The 23,252-nt window shown below is 67.4% G+C and carries 22 protein-coding genes; 7 read left to right on the top strand and 15 right to left on the bottom strand.

The features are described 5' to 3' along the window. Positions 1–122 precede the first annotated feature (122 nt). Positions 123–1,478 carry a nitrate regulatory protein gene (locus HWX14_RS23305; RefSeq protein WP_175885543.1) on the bottom strand — a complete coding sequence of 452 codons (1,356 nt, stop codon included), beginning with the start codon at positions 1,476–1,478 and terminating at the stop codon, positions 123–125. A gap of 549 nt (positions 1,479–2,027) precedes the next feature. Here HWX14_RS23305 and fliD point away from each other — a divergent pair. Then, positions 2,028–3,542: a flagellar filament capping protein FliD gene (gene fliD, locus HWX14_RS23300; protein ID WP_175884743.1), complete on the top strand. Its 1,515-nt coding sequence runs from the start codon at positions 2,028–2,030 to the stop codon at positions 3,540–3,542. Between the two features lie 127 nt (positions 3,543–3,669). On the opposite strand, the gene HWX14_RS23295 is transcribed toward fliD, so the two are convergent. From HWX14_RS23295 to rbsK, 4 genes are all read right to left on the bottom strand, one after another. Then, positions 3,670–4,317, bottom strand: a complete 648-nt coding sequence (locus HWX14_RS23295; protein WP_175884742.1) for a hypothetical protein — start codon at positions 4,315–4,317, stop codon at positions 3,670–3,672. A gap of 451 nt (positions 4,318–4,768) precedes the next feature. Then, positions 4,769–5,716 carry a dihydrodipicolinate synthase family protein gene (locus tag HWX14_RS23290; RefSeq protein WP_175884741.1) on the bottom strand — a complete coding sequence of 316 codons (948 nt, stop codon included), beginning with the start codon at positions 5,714–5,716 and terminating at the stop codon, positions 4,769–4,771. A 43-nt stretch (positions 5,717–5,759) separates the two neighbouring features. Next, entirely contained in the window at positions 5,760–7,079 is a 1,320-nt protein-coding gene (locus HWX14_RS23285) for an MFS transporter (RefSeq protein ID WP_175884740.1), read from the bottom strand. 60 nt (positions 7,080–7,139) lie between these two features. Next, the gene (gene rbsK, locus HWX14_RS23280; protein ID WP_175884739.1) at positions 7,140–8,066 is read right to left on the bottom strand and encodes a ribokinase; all 927 of its coding nucleotides are present in this window, start codon (positions 8,064–8,066) and stop codon (positions 7,140–7,142) included. 242 nt (positions 8,067–8,308) lie between these two features. On the opposite strand from rbsK, the gene HWX14_RS23275 reads away from it, so the two are divergent. Beyond that, the gene (locus HWX14_RS23275; RefSeq protein WP_175884738.1) at positions 8,309–9,385 is read left to right on the top strand and encodes a LacI family DNA-binding transcriptional regulator; all 1,077 of its coding nucleotides are present in this window, start codon (positions 8,309–8,311) and stop codon (positions 9,383–9,385) included. Between the two features lie 102 nt (positions 9,386–9,487). Here HWX14_RS23275 and HWX14_RS23270 read toward each other — a convergent pair whose 3' ends face one another. Both HWX14_RS23270 and HWX14_RS23265 read right to left on the bottom strand, forming a co-directional pair. Continuing rightward, positions 9,488–10,612, bottom strand: coding sequence for a Fic family protein (locus HWX14_RS23270; RefSeq protein WP_175884737.1), 1,125 nt, complete (start codon positions 10,610–10,612; stop codon positions 9,488–9,490). A gap of 90 nt (positions 10,613–10,702) precedes the next feature. Next, positions 10,703–11,620 (bottom strand): LysR family transcriptional regulator, encoded by a 918-nt coding sequence (locus HWX14_RS23265; protein ID WP_175884736.1) that lies wholly within the window; start codon positions 11,618–11,620, stop codon positions 10,703–10,705. Between the two features lie 129 nt (positions 11,621–11,749). On the opposite strand from HWX14_RS23265, the gene HWX14_RS23260 reads away from it, so the two are divergent. Together HWX14_RS23260 and wrbA are read left to right on the top strand one after the other, a co-directional pair. Then, entirely contained in the window at positions 11,750–12,475 is a 726-nt protein-coding gene (locus tag HWX14_RS23260) for a pirin family protein (RefSeq protein ID WP_175884735.1), read from the top strand. A gap of 61 nt (positions 12,476–12,536) precedes the next feature. After that, positions 12,537–13,139: an NAD(P)H:quinone oxidoreductase gene (wrbA, locus tag HWX14_RS23255; RefSeq protein WP_175884734.1), complete on the top strand. Its 603-nt coding sequence runs from the start codon at positions 12,537–12,539 to the stop codon at positions 13,137–13,139. A 115-nt stretch (positions 13,140–13,254) separates the two neighbouring features. On the opposite strand, the gene HWX14_RS23250 is transcribed toward wrbA, so the two are convergent. The 6 genes from HWX14_RS23250 to HWX14_RS23225 all read right to left on the bottom strand — a co-directional run bounded on the left by HWX14_RS23250 (position 13,255) and on the right by HWX14_RS23225 (position 17,461). Next, the gene (locus HWX14_RS23250) at positions 13,255–13,560 is read right to left on the bottom strand and encodes a hypothetical protein (protein ID WP_175884733.1); all 306 of its coding nucleotides are present in this window, start codon (positions 13,558–13,560) and stop codon (positions 13,255–13,257) included. Between the two features lie 228 nt (positions 13,561–13,788). Then, positions 13,789–14,523 carry an LrgB family protein gene (locus tag HWX14_RS23245; protein WP_006490940.1) on the bottom strand — a complete coding sequence of 245 codons (735 nt, stop codon included), beginning with the start codon at positions 14,521–14,523 and terminating at the stop codon, positions 13,789–13,791. Continuing rightward, entirely contained in the window at positions 14,520–14,891 is a 372-nt protein-coding gene (locus HWX14_RS23240; RefSeq protein ID WP_011549311.1) for a CidA/LrgA family protein, read from the bottom strand. Before HWX14_RS23240 ends, HWX14_RS23245 begins: the two co-directional genes overlap by 4 nt. 260 nt (positions 14,892–15,151) lie before the next feature. After that, entirely contained in the window at positions 15,152–16,186 is a 1,035-nt protein-coding gene (locus HWX14_RS23235) for an alpha/beta hydrolase (RefSeq protein WP_175884732.1), read from the bottom strand. 57 nt (positions 16,187–16,243) lie between these two features. Then, entirely contained in the window at positions 16,244–16,669 is a 426-nt protein-coding gene (locus HWX14_RS23230; protein WP_006481042.1) for an organic hydroperoxide resistance protein, read from the bottom strand. Between the two features lie 225 nt (positions 16,670–16,894). Next, positions 16,895–17,461: a TetR/AcrR family transcriptional regulator gene (locus HWX14_RS23225; RefSeq protein WP_175884731.1), complete on the bottom strand. Its 567-nt coding sequence runs from the start codon at positions 17,459–17,461 to the stop codon at positions 16,895–16,897. A gap of 295 nt (positions 17,462–17,756) precedes the next feature. Here HWX14_RS23225 and HWX14_RS23220 point away from each other — a divergent pair, with 295 nt between their 5' ends. The 3 genes from HWX14_RS23220 (at position 17,757) to HWX14_RS23210 (ending at position 21,770) form a co-directional block, all read left to right on the top strand. Beyond that, on the top strand, positions 17,757–19,610 hold the full coding sequence (locus tag HWX14_RS23220) for an ABC transporter ATP-binding protein (protein WP_175884730.1): 1,854 nt from the start codon (positions 17,757–17,759) through the stop codon (positions 19,608–19,610). Between the two features lie 237 nt (positions 19,611–19,847). Next, positions 19,848–21,020, top strand: a complete 1,173-nt coding sequence (locus tag HWX14_RS23215) for a porin (protein ID WP_175884729.1) — start codon at positions 19,848–19,850, stop codon at positions 21,018–21,020. 105 nt (positions 21,021–21,125) lie between these two features. After that, positions 21,126–21,770, top strand: a complete 645-nt coding sequence (locus HWX14_RS23210; protein WP_175884728.1) for a glutathione S-transferase — start codon at positions 21,126–21,128, stop codon at positions 21,768–21,770. A gap of 274 nt (positions 21,771–22,044) precedes the next feature. On the opposite strand, the gene HWX14_RS23205 is transcribed toward HWX14_RS23210, so the two are convergent. Both HWX14_RS23205 and HWX14_RS23200 read right to left on the bottom strand, forming a co-directional pair. Then, positions 22,045–22,509, bottom strand: coding sequence for a hypothetical protein (locus HWX14_RS23205; RefSeq protein ID WP_175884727.1), 465 nt, complete (start codon positions 22,507–22,509; stop codon positions 22,045–22,047). A 226-nt stretch (positions 22,510–22,735) separates the two neighbouring features. Then, the gene (locus tag HWX14_RS23200; protein WP_175884726.1) at positions 22,736–23,203 is read right to left on the bottom strand and encodes a sodium:proline symporter; all 468 of its coding nucleotides are present in this window, start codon (positions 23,201–23,203) and stop codon (positions 22,736–22,738) included. Between the last annotated feature and the right edge of the window lie 49 nt (positions 23,204–23,252).

Below are 23,252 nucleotides of genomic sequence, written 5' to 3'. Positions count from 1 at the left end.
GCGAAATGCCGGGGGAGAAAGCCACAGCCGATCGCAGCGAATCGCACTCGCGCGGTGCAAACTGCACCTCGTGCATGCGCTTCGGGCGCAGCCGCGGTGCGTGAAGCGCGGTGCTTTTCCGGTCAGGTCGTGCCGTCGTCGTGCGGCGTTTCCGGGCCGCTTCGCTGCGTACGGCGTCGCGCGGAAGGCTGCGCGTGCTCGTCGACGAATCGCTCGGGCGACGTCAGCGCGTCTTCCGCGATATCGGCAAGCGGCCGATTGCCGTCCATCGACGCCTTCTGCAGCATCCGATACGCTTCGTCCTCCCGCAGGCTGAAGCGCGTCATCAGCGTATTTTTCGCGCGCTGCACGAGCTTTCGTTCGTAGAGCGCGCGACGTGCCGCGTCGAGCTCGACCTCCGCGCCGGCCAGTCGCGCCGATTGCGACTCCAGCAGGGATTTCAGGCTGGCGAGCGTCCCCAGGTCGGAGCCGGAAAGGCGTCCCGGCAGTTCGTGAACCGCCGCGCGCGCCGACAACGGATCGCCGGCGAAGAACTGGGCGAGCGCCTGGATATGCGGGGGAGGATTGTTCCGCAACTGCGCCATCAGGCGCTCGGAGTCGCGTAGCGTTCGGTGCGCGTCGTCGATTCGCGCGTCGCACGTTTCCTGCACCTGCAGCGTCAGCGCAATCTGAAGGTGCCAGAGATCATCGATGCGGGCGCTCGCGGCGTCGAACCATGCTTCGCTCAGGCCGGCATCGAGCGCATCGCCGGCGTGCGCCGTGCACAGTACGCGGCGCAGCTTCTCGAGCGCCGCCATGTGCGGCTCCGTCATGCGGGTTTCCCACCATGCGTTTTGCGCCGTGCTCGCGAAGCTCGCGAAGACTTCGAGACTGCGCTCCTGCGCGGCGATCAGATACAGCAGGCGCTGCTGCTGGTCCGCCGAAAACGCGCCCGCCGCGAACATGTGCGCGCCGACGGCGCGTTCCTGTCCCGCTTCCTCCTTGCCCTCGACGACATGGACGAGGGCAATCAGCATGCGCGACACCGACGGATCCGCCGCGCCGTCGGCAAACTGGAAAATCAGCTCCACCAGGCCGCCGATCACGGTACTGAACGCCTGGACGGAATCCGGCGCCGACAGCGCAAGATGGTCGATCTGTTCGCGCAGCACATCCAGCGATTCCAGGTCGAGCAGCACCCAGGCGATCAGCGACAGCAGGCGCGACGTGGAGCCGCGCGCGGGCGTCAGCTCCAGATCCAGGCGCTCGCGCAACTGCGCGACGAGCGGCGCCGATTCGCCGCGCGAAGCCGCACGTTCGGCGGCAAAGCGCTTGCCGCTCGACGCCAGATAGATGCTGGTGGCGCCGCGCTCGCGCTGCAGCGCATGGATCAGGCGGCCGAGCAGGTCGACGAGTTCGATCTGCTCGGCCAGGTGGCGCAGGGACGCGATTTCCTGATGCTTGGCGAGCAGCGCGAATTGCAAGGCGGTGGCGGGCATGGTGGATACTGACCGTCGACAGGGACTCGGTGCAGTGTAGTGCGGACAATAATCGTTATTTCTTGACGCCTTGCACGTCAAGATCGTGACGAAGGCGCGGTCCGCAGCTTCGCTGCCCAATACTTCCCGAGCCTAGGCCTGCAATGCCTCGGCAACCTTCACAACGCGCACTGCCAAAAAACGCTCTAAATCTTTTGAGCTTGCCCGCCCGTACACAGCCCAAGGTTTCATGTCCGCTTCGGGCCGGCTACGATTTTCTACCCTCGGAATAGCCGACTTCTTTCAGAAACCGGGCTCCGCACCCCTCTTTCTTTTCCCACATTTTTCACAAGAATCATTACAAAAAATTACTAACCAATACCGATTTAATAATACGATAGCCCACCCAATCACTCTTACGTTTTCCCGACACTCCCGCGATCCGCAGCGGGCGTCGGGCGAGAAGCGCGAGAAACGACACGCACGCGGATCGCCACGGACCCGCCCGGATCGTTGCACGCCGGCCCGACCGCCGTTCGCCACTGCATCGCCTTTAACCGGAACTCACCCATGCCAACGAACACGCCCGTCAACAGCGGCGCGAACGCGAACAGCCTGATGCAACAGGCGGCGCAATCGATCATCAACGGCTCGACCGGCAATCCGGCGATGGACGTCGGCTCGCTCGTCAAGACGCTCGTGAACGCGAAGACGGCCGGCCGGGCCGCGACGCTTGCCGCTTCGCAAACGACCGGCAACACGCGGATTTCCGCGTTCGGCGCGCTGTCGTCGGCGCTCGGTGCGCTCGACGCGGGCCTGACGTCGCTGAAGAACGGCGCGCTGCAATCGACGTTCAACGCCGTCGCGAGCGGCAAGGGGCTGACTGCGACGGCAGGCGCGGGCGCGGTCGCCGGCACCTACACGGTCGGCGTCACGCAGATCGCGACCGCCCAGGCGCTGTCGTCCGCCGGCTTCAACGGCAGCAAGGCGCTCGGCACCGGCACGCTGACGCTGTCGCTCGGCAGCCAGTCGTTCAAGGTCGACGTCGGCAACGCGAACAACACGCTGGCGGGCATCGCCGCGGCGATCAACGGCGCGTCGGGCAACCCGGGGATCAGCGCGACGGTCATCAACGGCACGGACGGCGCGCACCTCGTGCTCGCGTCGTCGAAGACGGGCGCGGCGAACGCGATCAGCGTCGCGGTCGGCAACGTGTCCAGCGACAACGGCCTGTCGAACCTCGGCGTCACGTCGACGGCCGACCCGGCCGGCGGCGCGTCGAAGATCGATTCGGCGAACGGCGCGGCCGCGTGGCGGCAGAGCGCCGTCGCGCAGGATGCGAAATTCACGCTCAACGGGATCGCATCGACCAGCGCGAGCAACACGGTATCGGGCGTGCTGACCGGCATCACGCTGAACCTGTCGGCGGCCGCGGTCAGCGCGACCGATACGCAGACGCTGACGGTCAGCACCGACACGAAGTCGCAGGCCGCGACGATCACGAATTTCGTGAGCCTGTACAACACGGTGGTCAAGACGATGGGCGCGCTGTCGAGCTACACGGCAGGGGCCAGCGCGCAAGGCGCGCTGATCGGCGATTCGACGCTGAACACGATCCGCAACGCGCTGGCGTCGATCGTGGCGCGCGGCGTCGACAACGGCGCCACCACCGAGAAGGGCAACGGACACGTGAACCTGTTGTCGATCGGCATCAAGCTCGAGAAGGACGGCACGCTGAACGTCGACAGCGCGAAGCTCGACGGTGCGCTGGCCGCGAACCCGTCGGGCGTCGCGCGCCTGTTCAATCCGGAGAACGGGATCGGCACGCGCCTGGCCGACCAGATCACGCAGTTCACGAAGAAGAACGGGATGATCGACGTGCGCACGACCGCGCTGACCGCCGATCTGAAACGTGTCGCGCAGCAGCAGTCGGATCTGTCCGACTATGCCGCGCAACTGACCCGGCAGTATCAGGCGCAGTTCACCGCGCTCAACACGCTGATGGCGCGGATGAACACCAACACGCAGTACCTGACGCGCTTGTTTGGCGGTGCGAACAGCAGCGGCACGCTGTCCAGCAAGTAAGCGGCCGGGCCGCGCGATGCGCGCGGCCCGACACTGTCGTTCATGCCCGGCGGCGCGCCTGTGCTCGCCGGGTTCGTCTCATCGCGACCGGGAGCCGGCCCGCGCTTGTCCTCGAAGCAGGCACGCGTCAGCCGAGACCTTCGACGCGATCGGCGAAGCAATCGATCGCACGCGACACCTGACGCGCGAAATAGCCGGGCCGTTCGTGCTCGTACGCGCGCAGCAGCGACGTGCATTCGCGCTCGGCCCAGCGCCACACGGGCCCCTGCTTCGCGAATACCGGATGGTCGTGCAACTCGGCCGGCACCGCGTGCTCGTCCTCCCACCCCCAGAAATAGGCCTGATAAGCACGGGCGAACGGCATGCCCAGCTGGTTCGCGACGGTCTCGTCGTGGCGCAGCGTGAAGTCGACGATTTCCTTGCGCGTGCGCCCGCCCGCATCGTCGTGGCGCGCTTCGATCCAGCAGTGATAACGCGCGAGCTGCGACAGGTGCCGCGCGGTGCGACGCCGCTCGCGCGTCGTGCAGAGCGCGTACAGGTTGCCGCCGCCGAAATCCATGACTTCGCCGCCCGCGAACGGTCGATAGGGCTTGCCGGTCAGCAGCGTGAGCACCTGCGCGCCGACGATCGCATAGTCGGCGCAGCGCATGTAGCCGCTGCGCGTCGTTGCCTCCGACACGCTCCGGTGGACGACTTCGTCGATCACGGCGTGCAGCATGGGATCAACCGGCGCCGCCAGGATCGGCGGCCGGCTTGTCGTCGGCAGGTGTTGCATGGGCGAATGCGGCTTCAGCGGTTCGTCGGTAAAAATCACTCCGCGGCATGGTATTACGAAGCGTTACAACGGACGGGCGCGGGATTGCGCAGATTTGTGCGCTTTTCTCGCCGGGTGCGAGCACATGTCGACAGTCCGTCAGACATCGTCAATGCGACGCGCGGCAGGTTGGCCGGACGAGCATCGTCACCGCGCTCGCGGATCGCGGGCGGTTCGGGTTCGTGACAGAGTGAATGACCGCCGAATGACGGCCGGAGGTGCGGCGGCGCAGCGGTATGGCGGCACGCGTTGCCGCCATCGACGTGACGGGAATCTCGATGATTGGATTGCGCCGCGATCGCGACGCATCGTGCACGCGGATCGTTCCAGCAAGCGCAACGGACGTGCCGGCCGCATGCACGGCACGCGATGCGATCACGCGCCACGCCACTGGCGTGGCACGCGCCCCCCGTTACAACGCGGCGATTCGCCGGCGGAAATGCTCGGTGCCGGCCACGATCTTGTCGAGCACGGCGTCGAGTGCCCAGAAGCGTTCGCGCACGTCGTAGTCGATCGCACGGCATTTGATCGACCCGAACGTGCCGATCCGCTGGTGATAGAGCTTCGCGAGCGCCGGGTAACCCAGCGCCTCCGATACCGCCGAGACGACCAGGAACGTCGACAGTTCGTCGGCCAGCGCCGGATTCGATTCGCCTTGCGTGCGCAGCCACCGGTAGAGATCGGGGTGGAAGTTCGTGAACACGCCGTTGAAACCGGCGGACCCGGCCTTCATCGCGTCCCACGCAATCGCGGCGTTCGCGTTCAGGATCTTCAGCGGCGATCCCTCGGCAAGCGCGACGCGTCGCTTGACCGTCGCGAGATCGCAGCTCACGTCCTTCAGCATCACGAACCGGCCCGTGTCGATGCATGCGCGCAGTTCGTCATCCGACAGAAGCCGCCGGTAAGGCGCCGGACATTCGTACAGGCCGAGCGGAAGATCCGACGGCAGTCGCGCGAGCAGCCGGTTCAGATGGTCGAGCAACGCGGCGCTGCCCTTGCGTTGCGGATCGAGCCGGTTGGTCACGAGCACGACACCCTGCGCGCCCGATTCGGCCGCCGCGCACAATTCGGCGACCTGCGCGTCGAGATCGTCGCTGATGTGGCCCGACGCGACGACCGGCACGCGCCCGGCCACCCGCTCGACCACGAAGCGCGCGAGTTCCGCGCGTTCGGCGAGGCTCAGGAACTGCATCTCGCTCGATTGCGCGACCGCGAACAACGCATCCGAGCCGTGCGCCAGATACCATTCGATGAGCCGCTCGAGCCCGGCGTAGTCGATCGCGCCGGCGTCGTCGAACGGCGTCAGCATCACCGGCACGATTCCCTCGATGGTCACGTTCGATTGCTGCGGATGTTGCATCGGTTTCTCCTTCCTTCAATGAATGCGGATGCAGGCTGCATGCTCACGCCGGCAACGGTCCGGGCGCGGCGTTCGCGGCCTGTTCGGGAATCGGCTTGCGCACGAGCAGCAGGTAGGCCATCGCGCCGGCGAACGCGATCGCCGCCGCGGTGAGCAGCGCGGGCACGAACGACCACTTCTGCGCGATGATGCCGGTCAGGATCGGGGCAAGCGCGCCGCCGATGAAGCCGCCGAAATTCTGGATCGCGCCGAGCGACGCGATGCGGCTCGGCGGCGCGGCCGCCGTCGCGAGCGCCCACGAGCACGCCGACGCCGCGTTGGCGAGAAAGATCACGACCGAAATGCATGCGAGCGCAACCGTATTGCTCTGCACGAGCGCGGCCGGAATCGTGAACGCGACCATCCCGAGCATCGCGGCCACCACCGCGTTGCGCCGGCTCACGACCGGCGAGCGGCTGCGGCGCGTGACGAGATCCGACAGCCAGCCGGCGACCAGCGAACCGACGAACCCGCACAGGAACGGCACCGATGCGGCAAAGCCCGTGCGGATCAGGCTCATGTGCCGCTCCATCGTCAGGTAGCCCGGCAGCCAGGTCAGGTAGACCCAGTTCAGGTACACCGAGCCGAAGAAGCCGATCAGCATCCCCCACGTCGTGCCGTGCGAGAACAGGCTGCGCCATTCGGCGAACGTCAGTTTCGGCGCCGCGGCGACGCTTTGCGCGTCGGCATCGAGATAATTGCGCTCGGCGGTAGATAGTTGCGCGCGCACCGGATCGCGATAGAACGCGAACCACACGACGGCGACGACGAGACCGAGCGCCCCGGTCACGACGAACGCCCAGCGCCAGTTGAACGATGCAACGAGAACCGACAGCAGCAGCGGCGCAAGCGCGGTACCGAGCGGCGACGCGGCATTGAAAATGCCGGTCGGCGTGCCGCGCGCCCGCAGCGGAAACCAGTTGCTCACCACGCGCGCCGCCGACGGGAATTGCGGCGCCTCGCCGATGCCGAGCACGATGCGCGCGACGATGAACCAGCCAAACGTGGACACGAGGCCGCCCGACGCCTGCGCGAACGACCAGACGATCAGCCCGATGCCGAGCAGCCGGCGCGGGCCGATGCGGTCGACCAGCCCGCCGACCGGAAACTGGCACAGCGCATAGCTCCATGAGAAGGCCGACAGCAGCAGCCCCATCTGCGCGAGCGACAGGCCGAGATCGCCGCGGATCGCCGAACTCGCGACGGCCAGCGTGCCGCGATCGAGATAGTTGACGATCCCGCTCGCCATCAACAGCGCGAGCGCGATGCGTTGACCGCGCCGGATCCGGGGCGGCGCGTGCGGAACAGATTGGTTGTCGTTCATGTCGATTGTCTCCATGTCACTGGTATGGGCCGGGCTCGGCCGTTCCGTCGCATGCGGAATTCAGGTGTCCGACCGTACTACTTCGTCGCGCGTCGGGATCGACGTCTGCGCGCCGTGGCGCGTGACGCTGATCGCGGCCGCACGCTGGCCGAAACCGATCGCGTCGTCCATCGACGCGCCGCCGGCCCGCGCGGCCGCGAACCCGCCGACGAACGTGTCGCCGGCCGCGGTCGTATCGACGGCCGCCACCGCGATCGCGCGATGGCGGCCGCTGCCTGCGCTGCCGCGCCAGCAGACGCCGCGCGCGCCGAGCGTGACCAGCACGTTGCCGACGCCCCTCGCGCACAGCGCGTCAGCAGCGCGCGCGGCCGACGCGTCGTCGCCGACGGCGATGCCGGTCAGCGACTCGGCCTCGGTTTCGTTGACGACGAGATAGTCGACCCGCGCCAGCAATGCATCGAAGAGCGGCTGCGCGGGCGCGGGATTGAGCAGCACCGGCGTGTGATGCGCGCTTGCACAGGCAATCGCGCGCGTCACGCTCGCGACCGGCACTTCGAGCTGGCACACGAGCAGCGCGGCGCCGGCGATCGCGTCGCGTGCCGCGTCGATCCGGTCGGCATCGACGCACGCATTCGCACCGGGCACCACGACGATGCTGTTCGCGCCGCCGTCGTCGACCGTGATCGTCGCGACGCCGGTTGCCGTGCCGCCGATCCGGTGCAGGTGTGTCACGTCGATGCGCTCCGCCGCCAGCGCGGCGTGCAGGCGCGCGCCGAACGCGTCGTCGCCGACGCAGCCGATCATCGCGACCGACGCGCCGAGGCGCGCGGCCGCCACCGCCTGATTCGCGCCCTTGCCGCCGTGAACGGTCTCGAACGTCGTGCCGAGCAGCGTCTCGCCCGGCGCCGGCAGGCGCGGCGCGCGCGTGACGAGATCGATGTTGGCGCTGCCGACGACGGCGATACGCGGTGACCGGATGCCGTTCATGGCTTGATGTAACCGCTTACATTTGCAGCCGACAAAATGACCGGGAAGGCCGTCGTCTCGGAAAATTTCGCCATACGGATCGAACAAGTGTCTGACATAATAGGGAAGCAGCAGCAAGATAGCGCTTACATTCTCGCAGGCTTGGTCGAGAATGCAAGCGGGGCCATCACGAATCGAGGGTAAACAATGAGGCTTCCGACGGCACACGGCAGCGGCACGGCCGCCACGCGCGGAGACGGCCGATGAGCACGCCCCGCGCACGCCGCGGCAGCGGCCGCTCGGTGCTCGGCGACGTCGCCAAACTGGCCGGCGTGTCGACCGCGACCGTCTCGCGCGTGTACAACGATCCCGGCAAGGTGTCGGCCGACGTGCAGCAGCGCGTGCGCGACGCGGCGCTCGCCCTGAACTGGATCCCGAATGCGGCCGGCCGCGCGCTGGCGTCCACGCGCACCCACATCACGGGCGCGATCATTCCCACTCTCGACGATCAGGTGTTCGCGTCGCAAGTCGCCGGCATGCAGACGGTCATGGCCGAGCACGGCATCACGCTGTTCCTCGGCTGCTCGAACTACGACCCCGCGCAGGCGCTCGCGCAGGTGCGCGCGATGCTGTCGCGCGGCGTGGAAGCGGTGTCGCTGGTCGGCGAAGCGTATCCGCCGGAACTGTTCGAACTCCTTGCGATGCATCGCGTGCCGTACGTCGTCACGTATGCGTACCGCGACGACAGCCCGCACTGCTGCATCGGCTTCGACAACCGCGCGGCGTTCGCACGGCTCACGACGCACCTGCTCGACCTCGGCCACCGCGATTTCGCGATCATCATGCAGCCGTCGACGGACAACGACCGCGTCCAGGCCCGGCTGCGCGGCATTCACGACACGCTGGCCGCGCACGGGCTCGCGGTGCGCCCCGTCCATCAGCACGAAGGCGCGGCCACGATCGCGTTCGGGCGCGCGAGCCTGCGCGCGATCGCCGGCAGCGACGCGGCGACGCGGCCGACCGCCGTGATCTGCGGCAACGATGCGCTCGCGCTCGGCGCGTTGCTCGAAGCGCAGGCGCTCGGCATCGACGTGCCCGCGCAGTTGTCCATCACCGGGTTCGACGACATTGCGCTCGCGCGCGAGATCCAGCCGCCGCTGACGACGATGTGGGTCGACACCGACGCGATCGGGCGCCAGGCCGCGCATGCGTTGCTCGATGCGCTCGAGAACGGCGCCACGGGGCCCGGCCATGCCGTCCAGCCCGAGTTGCGCATAAGGGAATCCGCCGCGCCGCCGGCGCGGACGCCGGCGCAAGCGCGCGCCGCGCGCAAGAAATAGCGCGGCAGCGCCGGCTTGCTGCATCACGTCGATCGTCGATCGGCAGCGTCTCGTCGAGATCGTCGTGCCACGCGTCGATCGCCTTCGGCGCCGGCGACGACATCAGCCGTCGAACGGCACCAGCTCGTAACTCGTGCTGCGGCCGCCGGACGCCGAGCGACGCAGCATGCGCTGCTCGACGAGCTCCGTGATGTCGCGCAGCGCCGTGTCTTGCGAGCATTTCGCGAGGGCGGCCCACTTGGTGGTCGTCAGCTTCCCTTCGAAGCCGTCGAGCAGGCGATTCATGACCTTGACCTGGCGCTCGTTCATCGCGACGCCCGCGCATCGCTGCCAGAAGCGCGCCTTGATCAGCACCGCATCGAGCGTCGTATGCGCATGATCGATCGCCCGGCCCAGCGTATTCAGGAACCACGCGAGCCACTCCGTGACGTCGAGCGAGCCGCGCTGCGTACGCTCCAGCACGTCGTAATACGCGTTGCGCTCGCGCTGGATCTGCGCGGACAGGCTGTAGAAACGCTGCGGGCTGCGATCCGCGCGCGCCAGCACCAGATCCCCGAGCGCGCGCGCGATACGACCGTTGCCGTCGTCGAACGGGTGGAGCGTGACGAACCACAGATGGGCGAGCCCGGCCCGGATCAGCAACGGCTCGGCCGGCGGCGCGTTGAGCCACGCGAGAAAGCGCGCGATCTCGTGCGGCAGGCGTGGGGCAGGCGGCGCCTCGAAATGCACGCGCTGCCGGCCGATCGGCCCGGAGACCACCTGCATCGGCCCGCGCGCATCCGTGCGCCAACCGCCGACCGTGATCCGCGACAGCCCCGAATAGCCGGTCGGGAACAGCGCGGCATGCCACCCGAACAGCCGCGCGTCGGTGACCGGTGCGCCCGAATGGGTCGTCGCATCCAGCACCATGTCGACGACGCCTTCGACGTGACGATCGACCGGCGCCAGCGCGCCGATGTCGACGCCGAGCCGGCGCGCAATCGACGACCGGACCGATGCGACATTCAGGTTCTCGCCCTCGATCGCGCTGGTCTTGACGACGTCGTCCGTCAGCGCGGCCAGGCTCGCCTCGTCGCGCAACGCCAGGCCGACATCCGCCAGTCGTCCGACCAGCATGCCCTGCGCACGGCTGACGTCGGCGAGCGGCGTGGCGAGGGCCGGCAGGTCGAAGCGCCATGCCGGCCAGTCGGCCGCTTCCCAGATAAAGGTGCAATCTCCGCTCATCATGCGGAGATTATCCGCCCATTCGCCGCACGACTCAATAATCTCCGCAAATTCTGCGGAGATTGAGCGTCCCATTCACCGCAAAGCGGCCGGCTACCGCACCCGGCCCGCCCCGCTCGCCCCTGTCGGCGGCGCCTCCCCGAGCCGCTCCGCGAGAAACCCGATGAACGTGCGCAGCGTGACGAAGCCTTCCCGGTGCTGCGGAAACACCGCATTGAGCGTGATCGGCGGCGGCACGTACGCGTCGAGCACCGGCACGAGCGCACCGCTGTCGAGCGCCGCGCCGACGATGAAGTGCGGCAGCAGTGCGATGCCGAGCCCGGCGATCGCCGCGTCGCGCACCACTTCGCCGTTGTTCGCGACGAGCGGACCCTGCACGTCGAACGTGCGCGCCGCGCCGTCGACGCGGAATTCCCAGCCGACCCGCCGCTCGCGCCCGTACAGCACGCACGTGTGGCCGGCGAGATCGGCCGGCGTCTGCGGCGCGCCGTGCCGCTTCAGGTAGGCGGGACTCGCGCACGCGATCATCCGCCACGCGCCGAGCGGGCGCGCGATCAGCGTCGAATCCTCGAGCGAGCCGATCCGCAGCACGAGGTCGAAGCCCTCGCCGATCAGGTCGACGCGCCGGTCGGTCAAATCGAGGTTCAGCCGCACGGCCGGGTGCGCGGACAGGAATTCGGCGATCAGCGGCGACACGTGCGTGATCCCGAACGACAGCGGCGCGCTGATCTTCAGCGAACCATGCAGCTCGGTGCTGCGCACCGACATCGCCTGTTCGGCATCCGCGATCTCCGCGAGGATCCGCTGCGCGCGCGCATAGAACTCCTGCCCCGATTCGGTCACCGCGAGATTGCGGGTATTGCGATGCAGCAGCCGCACGCCGAGCGACGCCTCCAGCGCCATCGTGCGCCGGCTGACGAACTGCTTGGACAGCATCAGCTGATCGGCCGCCGCCGTGAAGCTCCCTGCATCCACGGTCGCGACGAAGATCCTCAGGTCGTTGAGTTCCATATTGTCCACTCCATAGCGACAGTCATTATCTCTACAGCGATTTATTTGTCAAATCGATTGACCTAAGATTCATCTCAACGAACAGCCGAGCCCACTACCGAGGTCCGGCGACTTCAAGGACAAAAAATCATGATCGATATCCGTGCAGCAAACCAACGTGGCCGTGCGGAGCATGGCTGGCTCAGCTCCCGTCATACGTTTTCGTTCGCGAATTACTACGATCCGAAGCAAGTCGGTTTCTCCGACCTGCTCGTGATCAACGACGACCGCGTCGCCCCGGGCCGCGGCTTCGGCACGCACCCGCACCGGGACATGGAAATCCTGTCGTACGTGCTCGACGGCGCGCTGGAACACAAGGACTCGATGGGCACCGGTTCGGTGATCGTGCCGGGCGACGTGCAGCTGATGAGCGCGGGCACGGGCGTGCGCCACAGCGAGTTCAACCACTCGCCGGACACGCCGGTCCACTTCCTGCAGATCTGGGTCGGGCCGGCCGAAAAGGGTGCGGAGCCGCGTTATCAGCAGACCAATGTCGCGGCCGAAGACAAGCGCGGCAAGCTCGCCCTCGTCGTGTCGCCGAACGGCGATGCCGGTTCGCTGAAGATCCGGCAGGACACCCGGATTTACGCGGGCCTGTTCGACGGCGACGAAAGCACTACGCTGGAACTTGATCCGAGCCGCTTTGCTTACGTGCACGTGGCGCGCGGCAGCGTGACGGTCAACGGCGTGACGCTCGGCGAAGGCGACGGCGCGCGCATCCGCGGCGAACACGCGCTGACGATCGCCGACGGCAAGGATGCCGAAGTGCTGGTGTTCGACCTGCGTCCGGTCGAAGTGACGGCCGAATGGGCGTGACGCCCGTTCGGGAAACCGGGCCCCGCTGAGCGCGGGGCCCTTTTAATCGGAGATTCGCAACATGGCCAAGGTTCTCGTTCTTTACTACTCGTCCTACGGGCACGTCGAAACGATGGCGCAGCAGATCGTGGAGGGTGCGAAATCGGTGCCCGGCGTCGAAGTCACGCTCAAGCGCGTGCCGGAGACGATCCCCGTCGACCAGGCCCGCGCGATCGGCGTGAAGGTCGACCAGGCCGCGCCGGTCGCCACGGTGGACGAACTCGCCGACTACGATGCGATCATCTTCGGCACGCCGACCCGCTTCGGCAACATGGCCGGCCAGATGCGCACGTTCCTCGACCAGACCGGCGGCCTGTGGATGAAGGGCGCGCTCGTCGGCAAGATCGGCAGCGTGTTCGCGTCGACCGGCACGCAGCACGGCGGCCAGGAAACGACGATCACGTCGTTCCATACGACGCTGCTGCATCACGGGATGGTGATCGTGGGCGTGCCGTATGCGTGCAGCGGCCTCGTCAACATGAACGAAATCACCGGCGGCACGCCGTACGGCGCGACCACGCTCGCGGGCGCGGACGGCAGCCGCCAGCCAAGCGCGAACGAGCTCGACATCGCGCGCTACCAGGGCAAGCACGTGGCGGAACTCGCGAACAAGCTCGCGTCGTAACGCGGCGGATTCGCGGGCCCGCGGTGCTGCTGCCCCGCCGCGCTGCACATGAACGAACGGCGCCGGTTCGACCGGCGCCGTTCGTGCTGTGCAACGCTTTCGACCGTTACTGGCCTTACTGGCCCGACGCCGGCGCGGCCGGCGCCGCCTTCGTCGCGGGCGCCTTCTGCACCGCGTTCTGCGGATAGTTGCTCTGGTCGTTGGTCAACCGGTAACCGCTGCCGGTGCCGATCGCCTTCAGGTCCGACGCGTGCCGCGCGCGGGCCGCCTTGCGCGCCGCCTTCTTCTGCGCCTTGTCGAGCTGCTTCTGCGTCGGCGCGGGCGCAGTGTCCTGCGCATAGGCCGCCGGCGCGGCGGTCAACAACAGACCGAACGACGCCGCTACTGCTACTGCCACCGAAACCACGCGAGACTGCTTCATGACCGATCTCCTTGTCGATTGTTGAGTGTGGGTCGGACACCGGCGCGCACGCGACGGCTTGCGACAACGGCACCGATGCAACGTTAGCCGATCGCCGCGCAAATGTCCGTGTGCGTTCCTGAATTGTCCTGATAACGTCAACGATACATGCGCGGCGGGTGCGCCGTCCTTTCGGCGTGTCGTGCACGCCATCAGGGAAACCGATACCCCGGGCGAGCGCGGCGACGCTCAGATCCAGCGCGACAGCACCGGCAGCAGGATCGGCACGACGAACGCCGTCAACACGCCGTTCAGCCCCATCCCGAGCCCGGCGAACGCGCCGGCTTCCTCGCTGACCTGGAACGCGCGCGCGGTGCCGATCCCGTGCGACGCGACGCCGAGCGCGAAGCCGCGCACGGCCGGCTCGTCGATCCGCAGCAGATTGAGGATGCCGCGTGCGCACACCGCGCCGAAGATCCCGGTCGAGATCACGAGCACGGCCGTGAGCGACGGAATGCCGCCGATCTCGGCGGCGACGGCCATCGCGATCGGCGTCGTCGCCGATTTCGGCGCGAGCGACGCGATCGTCTGGTGCGACGCGCCGAACAGCGCGGCGATGCCGACCGCCGACACGATCGCGGTCAGCGAGCCCGCGAGCAGGCCGACCAGCAGCGGCAGCGCGGTGCGCCGCAGCTTCGACCACTGGCGGTACAGCGGCAGCGCGAGCGCGACCGTCGCGGGGCCGAGCAGGAAGTGGACGAACTGCGCGCCTTCGAAATACGTCGGATACGGCGTATGCGTGAGCGTCAGCAGCACGACGATCACCGCGACCGCGATCAGCACCGGATTCGCCAGCGGATTGAAGCGCGCCCGCGCATAGACGGCCTGCGCGAACAGATACGCGACCAGCGTGATGGTCAGGCCCAGCAGCGGGCTCGCGGCGAGATAGACCCAGATCGCGCCGAGCTTCGGGAAGGCCGTCATTGCGCGCCCTCCGCGGTGCCGCCCGCGCGGCGCTGGCGCCGCAGCAGCGCGCGCGTGACGAGCGCCGTGACCGCGATCGCGAGCGTGGTGCTGACGGCCAGCGCGACGACGACCGCGACCGCGTCGCCGCGCACGCGGTCGGCCGACACCATGATGCCGACGCCGGCCGGCACGAACAGCAGCGACAGGTGACGCAGCAGCTCGAGCGCGGTCGGCTCGATCGCATCGGCCACCTGCGGGCGCAGCATCACGAAACCGAACAGCAGCAGCATGCCGATCACCGGGCCCGGCACCGGCAGGCCGAACAGATAGGACACGCCCTCCCCGAGACACTGGAAGATCAGCAAGACCGCGAACGCCTGCAACATGAACCGCTTCTCCCGAACGTGGCCGCGCGAGCGTGCGGCTGCGCGGCCAATGAACCGGCGGCTGGCGACGCCGGCGTGGACGATACGCGCGATCGTACCAACAATGCCGGCGGCACGGGCGCGTTCGTGCGATCGCCATTCATTCGCTTCAACCGTTTTGCCCGACACACTGCCGGGCATGAACGAAACGCCCACACGCAAAAACGGCGGGCAACGTGCCCGCCGTCCCGTCGTTCCGATTCGAACGACCGCCGATCGCGTTACTTCAGCCGCGTCGCGATTTCGTTGGCCATCGCCTTCGTCGCGGCCTTCGTCGGCGCATCGTCGGCCAACGCGTTCAGCAAGCCGAAGTCATGGATCGTGCCGTCGTAGCGCGTGGTCGTCGCGTCCACGCCCGCCGCGTCGAGCTTGCGGCCGTACGCTTCGCCTTCGTCACGCAGCACGTCGAACTGCGCGACCTGGATCAGCGCGGGCGGCAGCCCCTTCAACTGCGCAACGCTCGCGCGCAGCGGCGACGCGTAGATCTCGTTGCGTTGCGCTTCGTTCTTCGTATAGGCGTCCCAGAACCACTTCATCAGCGGCCGCGTCAGGAAGTGGCCTTGCTGATACGCGTTGTACGAACCCGTGTTGAAGTTGTGGTCCGTGACCGGCCACATCAGCCCCTGGAAGCGGATCGCGGGGCCGCCCTTGTCCTTCGCCATCAGCGCGACGACCGCCGACATGTTGCCGCCGACGCTGTTGCCGACCACCGCGAGGCGGCTGCCGTCGACGCCGATCTCCGCGCCGTGCGCGGCCACCCACTTCGTCGCCGCATACGCCTGGTTGATCGCGACCGGGTAACGCGCTTCCGGCGACGGCGTGTAGTTCACGAACACGGCGACCGCGCCCGACTGCACGACGAGATCGCGCACGAGCCGCTCGTGCGTCGGGAAATCGCCGAGCACCCAGCCGCCGCCGTGAATGAACACGAATACCGGCAGCGTGCCCGTCACCCCTTGCGGACGCACGATCGTGACCGGCACCGACAGGCCGTCCTGCTCGATGGTGCGGTTCGACACGTCGATGCCGGATAGATCGACCTTCACGCCGTTCTGCGCGTCGACCAGCACCTGGCGCGCCTTCGCGGGGCTCAGCGTTTCGAGGCCCGGGCCCTTCTGGCCGTTCAGCGCGGCGAGGAACGCGCTCGTCTTCGCATCGGGACCGACCGCGTCGGCGCCCGCGGCGAACGCGGCAGGTGCGGTGGACAGTGTGGCTGCCACGGCGGCAGCGATCAACAGCGGCTTGACGATCTTCATGGTGCAACTCCTTGGTCGAATCTTTGAATGGCGATGGATGGTTGGCAGTGCGATCGGTCAGACGAGCGTAAGCGTGACGTCGATGTTGCCGCGCGTCGCGTTCGAGTACGGGCAGACGACGTGCGCACGGTCGATCAGCGTTTGCGCGATGTCGCGATCGAGGCCCGGCAGCGAGATCTTCAGTTCGACTTCGATGCCGAAGCCGTTCGGGATCGCGCCGATGCCGACGCTGCCCTCGATCGCGGCGTCTGCCGGGATCGCGATCTTGTCGCGCGCCGCGACGAACTTCATCGCGCCGATGAAACACGCGCTGTAGCCGGCGGCGAACAGTTGTTCGGGGTTCGCGCCCGCACCGCCCGCGCCGCCGAGCTCGCGCGGCGTGGTCAGCTTCAGGTCGAGGCCGCTTTCGGGCACCGTCGCACGGCCGTCACGGCCGCCGGTGGCTTTTGCATGGGCGCGGTACAGCACTTTTTCGATCGACATGACAGACTCCTTTTTCCACAAATGAATGAAACAGCCTTCGAACCGGGGTCCGCGTGCCGGCGGTTTTTCCGCCGGCCTCGCATCAATTTATCTATCCATAGATAGATAAACATCCCCAAAAAATGCAGGCGGACACACCACCTGCGCCAATCATCTATCTACTACATGATAGATAACGAGATCCAATAAAAGGCGGCGAACCGCCCAACTGCATTGCGCCGTCCGTCAGGACCGCGTTTTCCAGACGGCCTCGACGTCCTCGAGACGCGCCCGCGTGTGAAACAGCCGGCTGGCCAGCACGCTGCCCTGGAACGCCGCGTACAGCGTGCGCGCCGCGGTGTCGGGCTCGCCGCTGAACTGCAGCGTGCCTTCCTTCGCGCCTTGCGCCTGCAATTCCGCGAGCCAGCGCTCGTTGGCCGTGAAGAACGCCTGCACCGCCTGCCGCACGTTCTCCGGCAGCGTTTCGATGTCGGACGCGAGCATCCCGCACAGACAGATCAGGTTGCCGTCGCCGAGCGTGCGACCGAACATCTTCGTGTACAGGCTCAGCTTCACGTCGGCCGGCAATGCCGGATCGATCGCCCGCACGGCCGCGAGAACTTCGTCGCTGTAGGCCGCCACCGCTTCCAGCACGAGATCGTCCTTCGACGGGAAGTAGTAGTGGATGCTCGACGTCTTCACGCCGACCAGGTCGGACAGGTCTCGATAACTGAAGCCGTTGTAACCGCGCTGCATCATCAGCGTGATCGCGTGGTCGAGAATCTGTTCGCGGACGGTCGTTTTCGTTTCCATGGACCGAACTTTATCTACTCATAGATAGATAGTCAAGGGGTTTTTTAAGGGCGAGATGATCCTGCGTGCGAAGGAGCCCGATGCGCAAGTACGGAGGAGCCGGCCGCACGGCCGGGGCGGCTTACAACCGGCCTGCAGCGCGATCGAATCGATGCGACACTTCACGACGGGTCACGCGATCTCGGCGCCGCGTCCATCGGCTGAAAGGATGGGCCGGCGCACGATTGCCGCATCGCATCCGGCCCGGCATCGTCGGCTCGTCCGCTGCGTCGGGCCGCACAAGGAGAACAAGTCGATGTATTCGTGGTTTGAACGGCGCCTGCCGACTTTCCCGCTCGAAGAGCCCGTCACGCCGCCGAAGGGCTTCTTCTCGTTCGTCTGGGCGTGCACGAAAGGCGCGCGCGGCTGGATCCTGCTGATCGCGCTGACGTCGGCCGCGCTGGCCGCGTACGAAGCCGCGCTGTTCGCGATGATGGGGCACGTGGTCGACTGGCTGTCGTCGTCGACCCCGGCGGAATTCGGCGGCCGCCACTTCGGCACGCTCGCCGGTTTCGCGGCGATCCTCGCCGGCAGCGCGCTGCTGATCGCGCTGCATACGATGGTCAAGCACCAGGTGCTCGCGATCAACTTCCCGATGCGGTTGCGCTGGGTATTCCACCGGCTGATGCTCGACCAGAGCCTGTCGTTCTACGCGAACGAGTTCGCGGGCCGCGTGACGACCAAGATCATGCAGACCGCGCTCGCGGTGCGCGACGCGCTGTTCATGTCGGTCGACGTCGTGATCGGCGTCACCGCCTACCTGATCGGCATCCTCGTGCTCGCCGCCAGCTTCGACTGGCGGCTGATGATTCCGCTCGCGCTGTGGGCGCTCGGCTACGGCGCGGCGTGCGCATATTTCGTGCCGCGCCTCGGGGCGGTCGGCAGCCGGCAGGCCGACGCGCGCGCGCTGATGACGGGCCGCATCACCGACGCGTATTCGAACATCACGACCGTGAAGCTGTTCTCGCATACGCGGCGCGAAGCCGACCACGCGCGGCGCGCGATGGAAGCGTTCAAGGCGACCGGCGACGCGCAGATGCGGCTCGTCAGCGCGTTCGAGATCGTCAACCATCTGTTGTCGACGCTGCTGCTGGTCGGCTCGGCCGGGCTCGCGCTGTCTCTGTGGATGCACGGCGAAGCGAGCGCGGGCGTCGTCGCGGCCGTGATCGCGATGGCGCTGCGCCTGTCGAGCTACTCGCACTGGATCATGTGGGAAATGACCGAGCTGTTCGAGAACGTCGGCACGATCCAGGACGGCATCAACACGCTGACGAAGGTGCGCAGCGTGGTCGACGCGCCCGATGCGAAGCCGCTTACGGTGGCGCGCGGCGAAATCGTGTTCGACAACGTGCAGTTCGCGCACGAGGACAACGATCGCGCGGTATTCGACGGGCTGAACCTGACGATCCGGCCGGGCGAGCGGATCGGCCTGATCGGCCGCTCGGGCGCCGGCAAGTCGACGCTCGTGAACCTGCTGCTGCGCTTCTACGACGTGGGCGGCGGCTCGATCCGGATCGACGGGCAGGACATCGCGCACGTGACGCAGGACAGCCTGCGCGGCGCGATCGGGATGGTCACGCAGGATACGTCGCTGCTGCACCGGACGATGCGCGAAAACCTGCTGTACGGTCGCCCCGACGCGACCGAGCGCGAGATGCAGGACGCGGCCGTGCGCGCGGAAGCGTCCGAGTTCATCGACCGGCTGCGCGACCGCCACGGCCGCAGCGGCTACGACGTCGAAGTCGGCGAGCGCGGCGTGAAGCTGTCGGGCGGCCAGCGGCAGCGCGTCGCGATCGCGCGCGTGATGCTCAAGGATGCGCCGATCCTCGTGCTCGACGAAGCGACCAGCGCGCTCGACTCCGAGGTCGAAGTCGCGATCCAGCGCAGCCTCGACAGCCTGATGAGCGGCAAGACGGTGATCGCGATCGCGCACCGGCTGTCGACGATCGCCGCGATGGACCGGCTGATCGTGCTCGACGAAGGGCGCATCGTCGAGGAAGGCACGCACCGGCAGTTGCTGCAGGCGGGCGGTATCTACGCGGCGCTGTGGGCGCACCAGAGCGGCGGGTTCCTCGGCGAGACGGCGGACGCGGAAAGCGTGGCGCAGTAGGCGGGACCGCCGTGGCAACATGGCGGCGCGGCGATCGCAGGCGGATGCCGCCGCGATCGCGCGGCACGCCGGCCGCGGCGCGCGAGCCATCTGCGCACCGCCCGTCAGTCCGTTGCGCGCGCATCCATCACCGCGCCGCCTCATAACGATCGGACAATTTATTGGTTCCCTCGACGATGCGCGGCCCGTATCGTTCACCGATTCGTCAGATCAATCGACCAACGGGGGAATCCAACCATGAAGCAGATCCGGTCATTCGCGCTGCTCGCCCTGCCGGCCGCGCTCGTCGCCACCGGCGCCCACGCACAAAGCAGCGTCACGCTGTACGGGATCGCCGACGCCGGCATCGCATACGTCCACAACGCGCAGAACGCGAACGGCAGCAACGCGTCGAGCCTCGTGAAGTTCAGCAGCGGCAATCTGTCGGGCAGCCGCTGGGGGCTGCGCGGCATCGAGGATCTCGGCGGCGGCCTGTCCGCGCTGTTCCAGCTCGAGAACGGCTTCAACATCGGCACCGGCGCGCTCGGCCAGGGCGGGCGCGAATTCGGCCGCAAGGCCGTCGTCGGCCTCGCGAGCAGCACCTACGGCACCGTGACGCTCGGCCGCCAGTACGATCCGATCGTCGACCTCGTGCAGGGCCTCACGCAGGACAACTACTTCGGCGGCGTGTTCGCGACGCCGGGCGATCTCGACAACTACGACAACAGCCTGCGCGTCAGCAACTCGGTGAAATACACGAGCCCGCTGATCTCCGGCTTCCAGTTCGAGGCGTTGTACGGCTTCGGCGGCGTCGCGGGCGCGACCGGCAGCGGCCGCACGTACAGCTTCGGCGCGAGCTACGCGAACGGCCCGCTGTCGCTCGGCGCCGGCTACTTCTACGCGAACGGCGGCACGACGGTCGCGAACGGCGTGCGCACGTGGTCGAGCAGCTCGGACACGCTGTTCAACACCGTGATCAACCAGGGCTTCTCGAGCGCGAAGTCGATCCAGATCGTGCGCGTGGCCGGCCAGTACGTGGCCGGGGCGGCGACCTTCGGCCTCGCGTATTCGAACACGCAGTACGGCACGGACACGCTGTCGGCATTCAGCCAGAACGCGAAGTTCAACAACGGCTCGGCGTTCTTCAACTGGCAGTTCTCGCCGGCACTGCGCGCGGGCGTCGGCTACAACTACACGTCGCTGACGGGCCCGGCTTCCGCGCACTACAACCAGGTCAACCTCGGCGCGGATTACGCGCTGTCGAAGCGCACCGACCTGTATGCGCTGTTCGGCTATCAGAAGGCGAGCGGCAACACGCTCAACGCGAGCGGGGCGACCGTGAAAGCGGCCGCGTCGGTCGGCTCGTACGGCGTGAACTCCGGCACCGATACGCAGGAACTCGCGATCGTCGGCATCCGCCACAAGTTCTGATCGTCACGTTGCACGACGATCGTCATGACAGGCGCGCACCGCGGTGCGCGCCTGCGGCGTTTACACTGTCCATCTTCACGTTCGTCACGACACAGGGAGCCCGGCATGCTGACGGTATGGGGACGACGCAACGCGTTCAATGTCCAGAAGGTGATGTGGCTCGTCGACGAGCTCGCGCTCGCCCATCGGCACGTGCCGGCCGGCGGCCGGTTCGGCGTGCTCGACACGCCCGAATTCCTCGCGATGAACCCGCACGGGCGCATCCCGGTGATCGACGACGACGGTACCGTCGTATGGGAATCGCACAGCATCCTGCGCTACCTCGCCGCGCGTTACGGACGTCCCGGCTTCTGGCGCGACGATCCCGCCGAGCAATCGCGCGCCGACCGCTGGATGGACTGGGCGCAGACCACGCTGCAGCCGGCATTCCTCAACGGCGTGTTCCGCGACTACTACCGCACGCCACCCGAGCAGCGCGACACGGTGCGCGTCGAGCAGAGCATCGCGCAATGCGCGCAGTATTTCCGGGTGCTCGATGCCGTGCTGGCCGGGCAGCCGTTTCTCGCCGGCGACGCGATCACGCTCGCCGACATCGCGGCCGGCACGCACCTTTACCGCTATTTCGAACTCGATATCGCGCGGCCCGACGTGCCGCATGTCGTAGCGTGGTACGAACGATTGAAGGCGCGGCCCGCGTATCGCACGAATGTGATGATCCCGTTCGACGATCTGCGTGGAAAGCTCGGCTGAGCGACTGATCGATTGTTGCGCCGGCAACGGAGCGGCCTGCTGGAAGGTTGCAAGCACAACGGCGTATCGTACCGACCTGCACGCACGCCGGATACGCACGCGTCGTCGCGACGACGATCGTCGCCGGGCGGGTCATGACCGACCGACCACGCAGGCAACGCGATGAGCGCTCACGACGTTCCGGTCAACTTGGCGTTTCAGCAAGACGAGGCCGATGCCGTGCATCGAAACGCCGGCCTCGAATAGATATCGCAACGCCAGCCTAATCACCGGCCTAATGTCGCCGCATGCCGCCAAACCCGTGCCCCGCACCGACCGGGAACGCGCCGTGCCGGAACCCCGCGCCCATCGGCACGCCGAAGCGGCGATGCCCGATCGGATTGAAGTGATCGACGTGATCGAAGTGGTGAAAACGACGGAAGCGATCGACGAAGATGAAGCTCACGCCCGCGCCGATGAACAGCGGCGGCCCCCAGTACCACGGATCGGCATACGGATAGGCCGCCGCCGGGTACCACAGCACGCTGCCGTCGGCGTTTTGCACGATCTGCCAGGTCCCGTCGTCTTGCAGACACGCGCGCCCCACGACCTGCTGCTCCGTGCCGTCGATGTCCGCCTGCGCGACGACCGCACGGCAGTTCGCGCCGGTCTCCGCTGGATCGTCAGCCATTTGCGCGAAGACGGACGCCGCAAAGCCGAGACAGACGATGCCCGTCACGGATCGAAACAAGTTGCACATGATCGGCTCCTGCGTTGTTGCCCCCGACCATTGGATTCCGCGCGTCGCCAACGACGCCCCACACACCGTTTTGCTTGCGCACGATGCGTCGCGCGGCGCTCACCGCTCGCCGCTGCTTCGCTTCGTACAGGGTCTCCTGAGCGCTAAACGACACAGCGCGGCAAGTTATTCCAGGGGTCGGAATACGGATGACGGTGGCCGGCACCGTCGGCAATCGATGCCCTGATCAGCCGGTAGCGTCGCGTCGGGCGACGGAGTAGACAGCCGCGGCCGTGATCCCGAAGATCAGATGAGCGACCAGCGTGATCGCGCCGCGCACCGGGATGAACCACGGAAAGATCGCCGTGAACCCGTACAGGTTCACGCCGTACAGCAGGAGCCCGAACGCGCCGCCCGCGAGCAGCGCGGGCACGCACGACAGACTGCGGACCAGCCGTGCCAGCACGGCCGCATAGACCAGCGAAAGCGCCGCATGCACGAGCGTCGCCACGCCCATGACCAGCAGATCGAAACCGCCGGACGCACCGAGCACGCTTCGCCCCATCACGATCGCGGCCGTGAGGCGCGCGTCGCGCAACAGATTCTGGACGGCGTCATCGCCGGCGATTGCCCAGAGCAGCAACTCGATGACGGTCGACCCGACCGCCGCGCCGAACGCTGCCCAGAGAATCGGAACCCCACTCGCTCGTTTCAATGGTCGTCCTCATGACGGGCCGGCCGATGCATCGAACGAACCGCCGTGC

Origin of the sequence: Burkholderia sp. BCC0044 (genome assembly GCF_902832955.1) — a bacterium.
Lineage (GTDB): Bacteria > Pseudomonadota > Gammaproteobacteria > Burkholderiales > Burkholderiaceae > Burkholderia.
This window is presented reverse-complemented; position numbering and strand designations above follow the sequence as displayed.

What these genes read in the sequence shown, in the direction of transcription:
- fliD (WP_175884743.1), top strand. Translation starts at nt 2,028, where the DNA reads ATGCCAACGAACACGCCCGTCAACAGCGGCGCGAACGCGAACAGCCTG.
- HWX14_RS23210 (WP_175884728.1), top strand. Translation starts at nt 21,126, where the DNA reads ATGCTGACGGTATGGGGACGACGCAACGCGTTCAATGTCCAGAAGGTG.
- HWX14_RS23260 (WP_175884735.1), top strand. Translation starts at nt 11,750, where the DNA reads ATGATCGATATCCGTGCAGCAAACCAACGTGGCCGTGCGGAGCATGGC.
- HWX14_RS23225 (WP_175884731.1), bottom strand. Translation starts at nt 17,461, where the DNA reads ATGGAAACGAAAACGACCGTCCGCGAACAGATTCTCGACCACGCGATC.
- HWX14_RS23230 (WP_006481042.1), bottom strand. Translation starts at nt 16,669, where the DNA reads ATGTCGATCGAAAAAGTGCTGTACCGCGCCCATGCAAAAGCCACCGGC.
- rbsK (WP_175884739.1), bottom strand. Translation starts at nt 8,066, where the DNA reads ATGAACGGCATCCGGTCACCGCGTATCGCCGTCGTCGGCAGCGCCAAC.
- HWX14_RS23305 (WP_175885543.1), bottom strand. Translation starts at nt 1,478, where the DNA reads ATGCCCGCCACCGCCTTGCAATTCGCGCTGCTCGCCAAGCATCAGGAA.
- HWX14_RS23275 (WP_175884738.1), top strand. Translation starts at nt 8,309, where the DNA reads ATGAGCACGCCCCGCGCACGCCGCGGCAGCGGCCGCTCGGTGCTCGGC.
- HWX14_RS23270 (WP_175884737.1), bottom strand. Translation starts at nt 10,612, where the DNA reads ATGATGAGCGGAGATTGCACCTTTATCTGGGAAGCGGCCGACTGGCCG.
- wrbA (WP_175884734.1), top strand. Translation starts at nt 12,537, where the DNA reads ATGGCCAAGGTTCTCGTTCTTTACTACTCGTCCTACGGGCACGTCGAA.
- HWX14_RS23220 (WP_175884730.1), top strand. Translation starts at nt 17,757, where the DNA reads ATGTATTCGTGGTTTGAACGGCGCCTGCCGACTTTCCCGCTCGAAGAG.
- HWX14_RS23205 (WP_175884727.1), bottom strand. Translation starts at nt 22,509, where the DNA reads ATGTGCAACTTGTTTCGATCCGTGACGGGCATCGTCTGTCTCGGCTTT.
- HWX14_RS23235 (WP_175884732.1), bottom strand. Translation starts at nt 16,186, where the DNA reads ATGAAGATCGTCAAGCCGCTGTTGATCGCTGCCGCCGTGGCAGCCACA.
- HWX14_RS23285 (WP_175884740.1), bottom strand. Translation starts at nt 7,079, where the DNA reads ATGAACGACAACCAATCTGTTCCGCACGCGCCGCCCCGGATCCGGCGC.
- HWX14_RS23215 (WP_175884729.1), top strand. Translation starts at nt 19,848, where the DNA reads ATGAAGCAGATCCGGTCATTCGCGCTGCTCGCCCTGCCGGCCGCGCTC.
- HWX14_RS23290 (WP_175884741.1), bottom strand. Translation starts at nt 5,716, where the DNA reads ATGCAACATCCGCAGCAATCGAACGTGACCATCGAGGGAATCGTGCCG.
- HWX14_RS23265 (WP_175884736.1), bottom strand. Translation starts at nt 11,620, where the DNA reads ATGGAACTCAACGACCTGAGGATCTTCGTCGCGACCGTGGATGCAGGG.
- HWX14_RS23240 (WP_011549311.1), bottom strand. Translation starts at nt 14,891, where the DNA reads ATGTTGCAGGCGTTCGCGGTCTTGCTGATCTTCCAGTGTCTCGGGGAG.
- HWX14_RS23250 (WP_175884733.1), bottom strand. Translation starts at nt 13,560, where the DNA reads ATGAAGCAGTCTCGCGTGGTTTCGGTGGCAGTAGCAGTAGCGGCGTCG.
- HWX14_RS23295 (WP_175884742.1), bottom strand. Translation starts at nt 4,317, where the DNA reads ATGCAACACCTGCCGACGACAAGCCGGCCGCCGATCCTGGCGGCGCCG.
- HWX14_RS23245 (WP_006490940.1), bottom strand. Translation starts at nt 14,523, where the DNA reads ATGACGGCCTTCCCGAAGCTCGGCGCGATCTGGGTCTATCTCGCCGCG.